This is a genomic window from Acinetobacter sp. ME22 (genome assembly GCF_022012315.1).
Lineage (GTDB): Bacteria > Pseudomonadota > Gammaproteobacteria > Pseudomonadales > Moraxellaceae > Acinetobacter > Acinetobacter brisouii_A.
This window is the reverse complement of sequence record NZ_JAKLTL010000003.1, coordinates 34,787-45,658: the sequence shown is the minus strand read 5'-3', so window position 1 is coordinate 45,658 and position 10,872 is coordinate 34,787. Positions and strand designations below refer to the sequence as shown.

The 10,872-nt window shown below is 45.1% G+C and carries 10 protein-coding genes; 6 read left to right on the top strand and 4 right to left on the bottom strand.

From position 1 onward, the window contains the following. Positions 1-6: 6 nt before the first annotated feature. Entirely contained in the window at positions 7-918 is a 912-nt protein-coding gene (locus LVY74_RS05205) for an NAD(+) kinase (protein WP_171492578.1), read from the top strand. Continuing rightward, the gene (locus tag LVY74_RS05200; RefSeq protein WP_151777729.1) at positions 915-1,187 is read left to right on the top strand and encodes a YeaC family protein; all 273 of its coding nucleotides are present in this window, start codon (positions 915-917) and stop codon (positions 1,185-1,187) included. Before LVY74_RS05205 ends, LVY74_RS05200 begins: the two co-directional genes overlap by 4 nt. Before the next feature lie 39 nt (positions 1,188-1,226). On the opposite strand, the gene LVY74_RS05195 is transcribed toward LVY74_RS05200, so the two are convergent. Further along, the gene (locus LVY74_RS05195; protein ID WP_237814146.1) at positions 1,227-2,228 is read right to left on the bottom strand and encodes a glycosyl transferase family protein; all 1,002 of its coding nucleotides are present in this window, start codon (positions 2,226-2,228) and stop codon (positions 1,227-1,229) included. A 303-nt stretch (positions 2,229-2,531) separates the two neighbouring features. Here LVY74_RS05195 and pheA point away from each other — a divergent pair, with 303 nt between their 5' ends. The 4 genes from pheA (at position 2,532) to pepD (ending at position 8,981) form a co-directional block, all read left to right on the top strand. After that, positions 2,532-3,638: a prephenate dehydratase gene (pheA, locus tag LVY74_RS05190; protein ID WP_151709491.1), complete on the top strand. Its 1,107-nt coding sequence runs from the start codon at positions 2,532-2,534 to the stop codon at positions 3,636-3,638. 44 nt (positions 3,639-3,682) lie between these two features. Continuing rightward, a complete protein-coding gene (locus LVY74_RS05185; protein WP_237814145.1) occupies positions 3,683-5,941 on the top strand; it encodes a bifunctional prephenate dehydrogenase/3-phosphoshikimate 1-carboxyvinyltransferase in 2,259 nt (752 codons plus the stop codon). Between the two features lie 117 nt (positions 5,942-6,058). Next, positions 6,059-7,414 (top strand): 8-oxoguanine deaminase, encoded by a 1,356-nt coding sequence (locus LVY74_RS05180; RefSeq protein ID WP_237814144.1) that lies wholly within the window; start codon positions 6,059-6,061, stop codon positions 7,412-7,414. A gap of 106 nt (positions 7,415-7,520) precedes the next feature. Further along, on the top strand, positions 7,521-8,981 hold the full coding sequence (gene pepD / locus LVY74_RS05175; RefSeq protein ID WP_237814143.1) for a beta-Ala-His dipeptidase: 1,461 nt from the start codon (positions 7,521-7,523) through the stop codon (positions 8,979-8,981). 21 nt (positions 8,982-9,002) lie between these two features. Here pepD and LVY74_RS05170 read toward each other — a convergent pair whose 3' ends face one another. The 3 genes from LVY74_RS05170 to LVY74_RS05160 form a co-directional block, all read right to left on the bottom strand. Next, positions 9,003-9,149, bottom strand: a complete 147-nt coding sequence (locus LVY74_RS05170) for a hypothetical protein (protein WP_237814142.1) — start codon at positions 9,147-9,149, stop codon at positions 9,003-9,005. A 12-nt stretch (positions 9,150-9,161) separates the two neighbouring features. After that, the gene (rtcA, locus tag LVY74_RS05165) at positions 9,162-10,202 is read right to left on the bottom strand and encodes an RNA 3'-terminal phosphate cyclase (protein ID WP_237814141.1); all 1,041 of its coding nucleotides are present in this window, start codon (positions 10,200-10,202) and stop codon (positions 9,162-9,164) included. A gap of 207 nt (positions 10,203-10,409) precedes the next feature. Further along, on the bottom strand, positions 10,410-10,868 hold the full coding sequence (locus LVY74_RS05160; RefSeq protein WP_151709495.1) for a DIP1984 family protein: 459 nt from the start codon (positions 10,866-10,868) through the stop codon (positions 10,410-10,412). Positions 10,869-10,872 lie beyond the last annotated feature (4 nt).

Sequence of the window (10,872 nt, the reverse complement as noted above, 5' to 3'; positions counted from 1 at the left end):
GAGTTGGTGAAAATCTCACACAAGTCGTTTCGCAACATTGGGCTAATTGGACGACCAGAAAAAGCCGCTGTTGTAGAAACACTTTGTCTTATTTATGACCATTTGCTGAAATTGGGATTACATCCAATTTTTGATGTTGAAACAGCGAAACTTGTCCCTTATCAAGATTGTCAAATTGTCAGCCGTAACCTGATGGGTGAAGTGGCTGATTTGGTTGTCGTGGTTGGAGGTGATGGGTCTTTGTTACATGCAGCACGTGCATTGGTGAAATACAATACTCCCGTGATTGGTGTCAACCGTGGACGTTTAGGATTTTTAACCGATATTAATCCGATGGAAGTTTTACAAAAACTTGATCTGGTTTTAAAAGGTAACTTTCAGCTCGACAGACGTTTTCTGCTTGAAATGGAAGTACGTACCGCAGGTGAAACGGTCTATAGCGCGATTGCACTCAACGATATTGTGCTGCATTCAGGTAAGTCCGTGCATATGGTGGACTTTGAACTGTCGATTGATGGGCAATTTGTTTACCGTCAGCATAGTGATGGTTTGATTGTGGCAACGCCAACAGGTTCAACCGCATATGCCTTGTCGGGTGGTGGCCCAATTATTCATCCGAGTATGGATGCAATTGTTCTTGTGCCGATGCATCCACATACCTTGTCATCTCGACCGATCATCGTTGGGGATCAGAGTGAAATCAAAATTACGGTGCGTAAAAACCGTATTTTACCGATGGTAAGTGCCGATGCGCAGCATAGTGTTGCACTGAATGTCGGAGATGTTTTGCATATTCGCAAGCATCCTTTTAAATTAAGCTTATTACATCCACCCGGTTATGACTTTTATATGGCTTGTCGAACCAAATTAGGGTGGCATCAAGATTTTGAAGCATTGCAACAGCAGGAAGAGTCATGAATATTGAACAAATGCTCTCGGTCTTAGACCCTGAAATTGTCGAACGTTTAAAAACTGCCGTTGAAATTGGGAAATGGCCCAATGGTGTAGCGTTGACTCAAGAGCAACGTCAGATTTGCATGCAGGCAGTTTTGGCTTGGGAATATAAAAATTTGCCTGAAGAAGAACGTACAGGCTATATCGACCGCGGCACAAAAGAAGAAGGTGAAGAATGTGATGATGATCATCACAAAAATGAACCTGAATTCAAGCCGATTCGATTTGTCTAAATAAAAAATCCCCATACGGGGATTTTTTATTGCTGCTATTTATTGTTGATGGCGTGTATCCCATAAAGATCGCGCTTTTTGCATGGCAGTTTCATAGTTGTCTACAATACCCATGCTATATAACGCAATGCCCATGGTTTCGACCACTGCGATTTCACCATAAGTATGATTTTGCTGACCTTCCCAAACTGCTTTAAACACGGCTAAATCCAGTTCTTCTTCAGTCGCACTACGTTCTGGTGTGAGTTTAGGCAATTCATGCTCATACATTTCGCCATCACGAATCCCACAGATTAAAGTCTTAGCATCGGGATTGCGTTCAAATTCGCCACCTTCACCTTTAATCACGGCACTATTTTTATAACCTAATGTAAAGGCTGCGCGTTGGTGAGAGCCACGATATGCAGGGTGGAAAATCGCTTGTAATGTGGCTTTGGCATCAAATGGATTGATCAGGCGAGCCAGTGTATGGATAGGTGAACGTAGCCCCATAACATTGCGCAAACCAATCAATTCATCGAGGACAGGGGAGATGGCAGCTAGTGGCAGATAGGCAAAATTGCGTTGCTGTAATTGTTGCTCAACGTCGTCTTGTGTATGACAAATTGGATAGTTGAGGAACTCTAGAACCTGTTCGGTATAGACACGGTTTAAGGTATGACCCGCAGCCCCATGCATCACTACACGGTAGCCATGTTGAGCCAAAGTTAACGCTGCTAGTAAAAACCATGGATAATGTTTGCGTTTACCTGCATACGATGACCAGTCCAGATCAACTTCAAGTGGGCGATAATGTAACTGGTCTTTGGTGGCTTGAACAAAACCTGCCAGTTCTTCGACCGATTCTTCTTTCACGCGGAGCAACATCAAAAATGCGCCAAGTTGCACATCGAGAACATCGCCTTTCAGAATCATGCTAAACGCATCATAGGCTTCTTGAAAAGTCAGGGAACGTGCACCTGTTTTGCCCTTACCAATAATGCGGATATATTGGGCAAATGGATGTTCAAAGTCTTGATAGATATTGCGTTTAGTAGTCATGACGAAATCGCAAAAAATGAAAGATATTCGACATACTAGCATAAGCTATGCCAGAACCAAGGGGCGTTGCTGAGAGAAGTCATGATTTGATGTGATCTATCTGAATGGTGAAATAGATCCCAAGTTCGGAAGACGTTGGTAAGCGATTTGGCATAAAAGCAGATTGGATTTGTTGAAGTTGAGTGGCTAAATAGGGAAAACCACTCGAAATACTTGGTTTGCGCTCTGGGAGGTAATGACATTTTGCAGTTGAATGTGGTTATACTTGCAGGCAGAAAAAACATGAGCACGGGGCGAAATGACATGATCCAAGACGATCAGAAAACGACTTCTCTGAATTTAGAACAATTACGTTCGGATATCGACAGTGTAGACCAACAGATTCAAAACCTTTTGAATCGTCGAGCAGGTCTAGCTGAAGCTGTGGCAAAAGCCAAATTTGCGACTGAAGAGAATCCAGTGTTTTATCGCCCTGAACGTGAAGCGCAAGTGCTACGTAAAGTGATGGAACGCAACGAAGGCCCGTTATCTGATGCCACCATGGCACGTTTATTCCGTGAAATCATGTCAGCATGTTTGGCACTTGAAGCACCACAAAGTATTGCTTTTTTAGGCCCTGAAGGCACATTTACCCAAGCGGCAGCTTTGAAACATTTTGGTCAGGATGCAATTGTGCGTCCGATTGCGACGATTGATGAAGTATTCCGTGAAGTGGAGGCAGGTAGCGCACACTATGGTGTTGTTCCTGTTGAAAATTCATCTGAAGGTGTGGTCAACCATACATTAGACTGCTTTAAATCATCGAGTCTTAACGTGATTGGTGAAGTTGAATTGCGTATTCATCACCAGTTTTTAGTATCTGAAAATACCCGTAAAGATAGCATTAAGCAGATTTATGCACATCAGCAAGCTTTGGCACAGTGCCGTAAGTGGCTCGATATTCATTACCCAGGCGTTGAACGTGTTGCGATGACATCGAATGCCGAAGCAGCACGCCGTATCCGCAATGAATGGCATTCAGCAGCGATTGCCTCGGATATTGCGGCAACGACGTATGGTTTGGAAATCTTGCACAGCAATATCGAAGACAATCCTGAAAATACCACACGTTTCTTGGTGATTGGTCGCGAAAAAATTCCTGCAAGTGGCAATGATAAAACCTCTTTGTTGGTTTCTGCACATAACCGCGCAGGCGCACTCATTGATATTTTAGAACCTTTTGCCAAGCACAATATTAGCTTGACCAGTATCGAAACTCGTCCAGCACTTCCTGAAAAATGGGCCTATGTGTTCTTTATTGATTTGGAAGGACATATTGATCAGCCAAATGTTGCGGCTGCACTCGATGAAATCCGTTCGATGGTCAAAGAATTGCGCGTATTGGGTTCTTATCCTGTTGCGGTACTTTAAGCAAATTAAACGCAGACATTGGATTTAACACAGAGGCGAATTTGGTGGTAGTTTCAGAAACACAGCCCTTGTTTAAAAAAGTGGCATTTATTGGGCTAGGCTTGATTGGTTCAAGTCTGGCACGGGTGATTCAGGCAGAAGGTTTGGCGACCGAAGTGGTTGCCTCAACCCGTTCAGCCAAAACCTTGCAAGATGCGAAAGCATTGGGGTTAATCCAAGCGGGTTATACCTCGGCAATTGATGCTGTACAAGATGCGGATTTGGTGGTCTTGGCGCTGCCTGTACAAGCCACTGAAAAAGTTTTGGTACAGATTCAACCGTATTTAAAAGCCGATGCAATTTTAACCGATGTTGGTAGTACCAAAGGCAATGTTGTGGCTGCGGCTCAGCGCGTTTTTGGTGAGAACTTACCTGTAGGTTTTGTGCCGGGGCATCCGATTGCAGGCAGTGAACACACGGGTGTACATGCAGGTAAAGTCGATCTATTTGCCCATCACAAAGTGATTTTGACGCCATTACCAACCAGTGCAGATTGGGCAGTTGAAAAACTGGTCACGCTTTGGCAGGCAGCAAAAGCAGAAGTGATTTGTATGGATGTGCAAAAACACGATGAAGTGTTGGCGCATACCAGTCATTTACCGCACCTGATGGCGTTTAACTTGGTTGAGCAACTGGCAAACCGCGAAGATAATCTGGATATTTTCCGTTATGCCGCAGGTGGCTTCCGTGATTTCTCGCGGATTGCCGCATCCGATCCGCAAATGTGGCATGACATTTTCTTTGCCAATAAAACTGCAATTTTAAAAGCAGTGGATGGCTTTGAACAGCAACTGGCAATTATTCGTGGGCTGATTGAAAAAGAAGATTCTCAGGCGCTGATGGGCTTACTCGGACATGCTCAAGCCGCGCGTCAACATTTTAACCATATGCTTGCCCAAAAACCTTTAATGGAGAAAGACAAGGTGACTCAACAATTTACCATTCAACCTCAACAGCATCGTTTTGAAGGAACATTTACTGTTCCGGGTGATAAATCGGTGTCACATCGTTCGATTATGTTTGGTGCAATTGCTGAAGGCACAACACATGTCACTGGCTTCTTGGAAGGTGAAGATGCTTTGGCAACTTTACAGGCATTTCGTGACATGGGCGTGTCGATTGAAGGGCCTAAAAATGGTGAAGTGACCATTCATGGCGTGGGCATGCACGGTTTGAAAGCGCCTGCAAGCGCGTTGTATATGGGGAATTCGGGTACCAGTATGCGTTTGTTGTCTGGCATGTTATCGGCACAGAAGTTCGATACCGTCATGACAGGTGATGCTTCATTGTCAAAGCGTCCAATGGAACGTATTGCCAAACCACTGCGTTTAATGGGTGCTCAAATCCAGACCACAGGTGAAAAAGGCACGCCCCCCGTCAGCATTACGGGTGCTCAAACACTCAAAGGCATTCAGTATGATTTGCCAATGGCATCGGCTCAGGTGAAATCAGGGATTTTATTGGCAGGTTTGTGGGCAGAAGGTGAAACTTCGGTGACTGAACCTGAACCAACACGTGATCATACAGAACGTATGTTGCGTGCTTTTGGTTATGAAGTGAAAACTGAAGGTAACCGTATTCGTCTTCAAGGTGGTGGTAAGTTGGTGGGGACTGACATTCAAGTGCCTTCTGATATTTCATCTGCGGCATTCTTTATGGTGGGTGCAGCAATCTGTGAAAATGCAGATGTGACCTTGGAAGCGGTCGGGATTAATCCAACCCGTACTGGCGTGATCGAAATTCTCAAAGCCATGGGCGCTGATCTTGAAGTATTAAATGAGCGTATTGCAGGCGGTGAACCGATTGCGGATATTCGTATTCGCGCAACACGCACATTAAAAGGCATTCATATTCCTGAAGATCAAGTGCCATTGGCGATTGATGAATTTCCAGCCTTGTTTATTGCTGCGGCATGTGCCGAAGGTGAAACAGTATTGACTGGTGCGGCTGAACTGCGTGTCAAAGAGTCTGACCGTATTCAGGTGATGGCAGATGGCTTGCAAGCCATGGGCATTCAATGTACCCCGACTGAAGATGGCATCATCATTCAAGGTCAGGGCAAATCTGGCGACTGGTCTCCAATCTTTAAAGGCGCTCAGATTGAATCACACCATGACCACCGTATTGCGATGAGCTTTAGTATCGCAGGTTTACGTGCTGCTGAGGCGATTACCATTGTCGGTACTGAAACCGTTGCAACAAGCTTCCCGACGTTTACTGAACTGGCAAATCAGGCAGGTTTAAGTATCGAGGTGTCTGAATAATTCGATCTGTTAGAAATGAAAAGCCAAGCACCTGCTTGGCTTTTTTTATGAGAGAAACTGAATAAACAATAACGCGGCATATAAATTGCTTCTCCCTGTGGCACAGAGGAGAAAGGCATGAGTATTACACTTTGGATTAAGAATCCATTGGCAATTTTTACCGCAAATGAACAGGATGCCCGCGGTGGTTTAGTCATTCAAAATGGAAAAATTATTGAACTGGTGGCACAGGGACAACAGCCAAAAACAGCGATTGATCAGGTCTATTTAGCCAATCAGGATGTGATTATTCCAGGATTGATCAACAGTCATCATCATTTTTATCAAACCTTAACCCGTGCATGGAAACCTGTGGTGAATGCGCCATTATTTCCTTGGCTGGTCAATCTGTATCCCGTTTGGGCCAAGTTGACACCAGAGCAGTTGCATTTGGCAACCCAAGTGGCTCTAGCAGAACTGGTCATGTCAGGTTGTACTTTTGCAGCAGATCATCATTATCTCTTTCCGAGTCAGTTGACCGATGCGATTGATATTCAGGTTAAAGCTGCGGAAGAACTGGGGATGCGAGTTATGCTCACGCGCGGTTCGATGAGTCTTGGGCAAGCGCAGGGCGGTTTGCCGCCACAGCATACGGTGCAGGATATGCACACCATTTTAGAAGATAGCGAACGATTGGTGCAGCATTATCATCAGCGCGGTGCAGATGCGATGGTCAATATTGCACTTGCACCGTGTTCGCCATTTTCGGTGACGCCTGAAATTATGCATGCCAGTGCAGATTTGGCGGAAAAACTAGATGTTCGTCTGCATACGCATTTGGCGGAAACACTCGATGAAGAAGCCTTTTGCTTGAAAATGTTTGGTATGCGTACCGTGGATTATTTGGAAAGTGTGGGCTGGCTCAATTCGCGGACATGGTTGGCACACGGCATCCATTTTAATGCCGAAGAAATTCAACGACTGGGGCAAAATGGCGTGGGGATTTGTCATTGCCCACATTCGAATATGCGTTTGGCATCGGGCATTTGCCCAACGATTGATTTAATGACCGCAGGTGCTAAAGTCGGCTTGGGTGTTGATGGCTCTGCGTCTGGGGATGCCTCCAATTTAATTTTGGAAGCGAAACAGGCGTTATATTTGCAGCGTCTCAAATATGGTGCTGAGCAGATCACCCCTGAACTGGCACTCGGTTGGGCAACACAGGGTTCAGCACAGTTACTTGGGCGTGAACAACATCTTGGACAACTTGCCCCTGATTTTCAGGCAGATCTAGCATTTTACCGACTGGATGAACTGCGTTTCTCAGGCAGCCATGACCCGATTTCAGCGCTATTGTTGTGCGGTGCTGACCAAGCCCAGCATGTTATGGTCAACGGAAAATGGGTCGTCAAAGACCGCGAAGTCTTGGGGCTAGATTTAGATAAACTACGCGCTGAACATCATGCCGCCGCGAAGCGTTTATTGGCTGCTTAAGCATTTTTAAGGGGGATGATGGGAATATTGGCTGACTCATCATCCCTTTAGAGATTTTACGGTATAGTGAAGATAAATAAATCCATTGACTTGACGAGACCAGAGCATGAATGCCGTTGATTTTTCTCAACTCTCTCCCCAAAACGTCTGGCAGCATTTTGCCACTTTATGCCGTATTCCACGCCAGTCCAAACAAGAACAACAACTCCGTCAATATTTAAAAGACTGGGCGGAACAAAAAGGTTTAGACACTTATGTCGATGTGGTTGGGAATTTAATGATCCGTAAACCCGCAACTGCGGGCATGCAGCATAAAACGGGCGTGATTTTACAAGGGCATCTGGATATGGTGACCCAAGCCAATCGGGGGATGGTGCATGATTTTAGTCGTGATCCGATTCAGCCGATTTTGGACAATGACTGGTTGATTGCACCCAATACCACACTCGGTGCAGACAATGGGATTGGCGTTGCACTGGCTTTGGCTGTGCTGAATGCCGATGATATTGCGCATGGCCCAATTGAAGTTTTGCTAACCGTCGATGAAGAAGCGGGTATGAGCGGCGCACGTTTTCTTGAAGAAAATGTGCTGCAAGGCAAGTGGCTGTTCAATATCGATACTGAAGAATGGGGACAGTTGTATTTGGGCTGTGCAGGCAGTCAGGATATTGAAGTCGAGCAAGCGCTGACGTATGTGCACACTGATACCGAGTTGGTTGCGGTTGAAGTACAGGTGTCAGGACTCAAAGGTGGACATTCAGGTGTTGATATTCACTTGGGGCGCGGCAATGCCAATGTGATTTTGGCGCAGTTTTTACAACAGCATTTGCCAGAACTGCATGCCCATCTGATTGAGTTTTCAGGCGGTACAGCTCGAAATGCTTTACCCCGTGAAGCAACTGCCAAAATTGCCTTACCTCAAGCAGCACTTGCCCAGTTAGATGCCTTGTTAGCACAAACACAATTGAATTTGCGCGTACAACTTCAAGGTGTAGATGATGCACTTGAACTACATGCCCAGCCATTAGAAGCAGCGGTCACCGAAGTGATTGCTCTAGAGCAGCAACAGGCATGGCTCGCTGCTTTGTCGAGCTGTCCGTATGGCGTAGCGCAGATGAGTCAGGCGCTGCCTGATGTGGTGGAAACCTCGAATAATATTGGTGTGGTGCGCTTAAACCATGAGCAAGCCAATGTACTGATCATGGTGCGTTCAATGGTCAATGATGAACTGGAATCGCATGCACATCGTATTCAGCAGCATTTTGAGTATTACGGATTGCATTCAAGTCTTGCGCCGTTGGTTTCAGGTTGGACACCGAATCCTGAATCAGCCGCTTTAAAATGCTTGCAACGTGCATATCAAGACACTTTTCAGATTGAACCTGAACTTAAAGTGATTCATGCAGGCTTAGAATGCGGGATTATTGCCGAGCATTATCCTGACTTGCAGATGGTGTCCTTTGGCCCTGATATTCAAGGGGCGCATGCACCGGGCGAACGAGTGAAAGTCGATACTGTTGAAAAATGCTGGCAGTTGTTGATCGCTGCTTTGGCAAATGTGGATTAAAACAAAGCCTTGATTTACCTATCAACCCTGTACAGATAAATACTGTGCAGGGACATGTTCAGTCAGCCAAACACCATTTTCTGTCTGATAAAACTTCAAGCTATTTTTTTCAGGTTGATGTCTCAGCACTAGACTCAGGAATTTACTGATTTTGGTCATCTCTGACATTTTTATTTACCTCTAAACACTCACAATAATTTCAACATGCTGATGTGCATGTTCAATTAACTCAATTTCACAGTCGATAAAACGCTTGATCATTTCCGCTTGAGTACGGGTATGCTCACTCAACGTTTGCGCGGTGAAGCGTCCGCCTTGACCCAATGCCAATGGTAATAATAATTGATCTGCCAAATATTCATCGGCAACCGCTTGGCTGTGTAAGTAGTGATTGACCTCTTTCGCCAGTTGACCTGCAATCTGTTCGCCACTTTTGCGTAATTCGCCTAAAGCACTAAACACTTGGCAATGCTGTTCGCTGTCGATACAGACAAATAAACTATTGCCTTGGCTAATGCCTTTGAGTTGCAATTGTTCGGCTTGTTGCAAATCGAGTTTTTGTTGCAGGGTTGCCAGTTCTCGCTCAGCAATATTGGTATCCAAATTTAGCACTGCGGCATAGGCACGCGTGGCTTGCAGAGATCCACGTGAACGTAAGTCAAGTTCTTGTCGATGTTGCCAAGGATGTACAGTCGCCTTGATTTTGCCTGCACCAATCGGGAAAAATCCTGCTTTTTCCATTTCAAAATCAATCTGAATCCCGATTTTGGCGAGTGTCGGAATAAAACTGTGCTGAATAAAATCGGCAGTCGGCGCCATCGGGTTATGCGTGCCACCATGAATAATCAATTGGCTAGGTGTTGACTGTTGTAAAAGAACAGGCAGCAAGGTTTGAAAAACCAACAAGCTGCTGCCTGCCGAACCAATCTGAAACTCGTAGTGTCCTGCCTGAGTTTGCTGCGGCGCAAAATATAAATACTGACTATGCAAGCCAGCACCCTCGGTATAGGCATGACTCATTTGTTGGGAGGCTTGCACGCAGACCAAATGCTGACGCATCAGGCCGGGTTTTTTACGCCCAGCACGAAGATTGACCAATTCAAATGGTTTACCTGTAATCATCGACAGTGAAAGGGCAGTCCTTAAAATTTGCCCGCCACCTTCACCTTGCGAGCCGTCAATGCGGATCGGAGTTGGCAAATGTGCCAAAGCTTTATTCACATTTTTTCCTTTTTATTTTTAAAATCAGAACATACTGTCAGTACGTGGTTGTACAGTTTAACAAGTTTAAGATCACAGGTGTAAAGTGCTGGGCTGAAAAGTCTCAGTGCCTGCCCACACGCTATTTAAGGCCACTACATGTTATTTTCAATCCTATGCTGTGGCAGTAAAGGATCTCGTACTCGCCCAGTATGTCCTAAACAGGTTTTAACTCATGAGTTCAATTTGCCAGTTGGCACTTTGAATCTGCATGTTTAATTCACGGAGTTTATGTGCAATATCATCGGCTTGCAGTTGTATTTTGGAAACCGTAATGGTTTTTTTCCATTTAATCTCACGTGAACTATAACGATGAGCGTCACTTTGTGAGCTCTGAATCGTTGCAATTAAAATTCGATGTTGCTCAATATAGCGATCACGCTGAATGAGTAGCTTCAGCAGTGCTTGTCCATTGGCTAAATGTGCTGCTGCATTGGTGCGATGAATCTGGTAAATCAATTCCTGCAAAGCACTGTTGAGCTGAAATGCCTGTTCTAATAATACATTGGGATCTTCACTGGGTTCATCTCCTTCTTGTATTAAAACATTGGCTTCAATACGTTGTTTTAGTGAAGCCAGTTGTTTTTGTTGGTCGCTTCTGAGTAATAAAGCTTCTGCGAGTTTCATATTC

What these genes read in the sequence shown, in the direction of transcription:
- LVY74_RS05160 (WP_151709495.1), bottom strand. Translation starts at nt 10,868, where the DNA reads ATGAAACTCGCAGAAGCTTTATTACTCAGAAGCGACCAACAAAAACAA.
- LVY74_RS05180 (WP_237814144.1), top strand. Translation starts at nt 6,059, where the DNA reads ATGAGTATTACACTTTGGATTAAGAATCCATTGGCAATTTTTACCGCA.
- pepD (WP_237814143.1), top strand. Translation starts at nt 7,521, where the DNA reads ATGAATGCCGTTGATTTTTCTCAACTCTCTCCCCAAAACGTCTGGCAG.
- LVY74_RS05200 (WP_151777729.1), top strand. Translation starts at nt 915, where the DNA reads ATGAATATTGAACAAATGCTCTCGGTCTTAGACCCTGAAATTGTCGAA.
- LVY74_RS05170 (WP_237814142.1), bottom strand. Translation starts at nt 9,149, where the DNA reads ATGTCAGAGATGACCAAAATCAGTAAATTCCTGAGTCTAGTGCTGAGA.
- LVY74_RS05195 (WP_237814146.1), bottom strand. Translation starts at nt 2,228, where the DNA reads ATGACTACTAAACGCAATATCTATCAAGACTTTGAACATCCATTTGCC.
- pheA (WP_151709491.1), top strand. Translation starts at nt 2,532, where the DNA reads ATGATCCAAGACGATCAGAAAACGACTTCTCTGAATTTAGAACAATTA.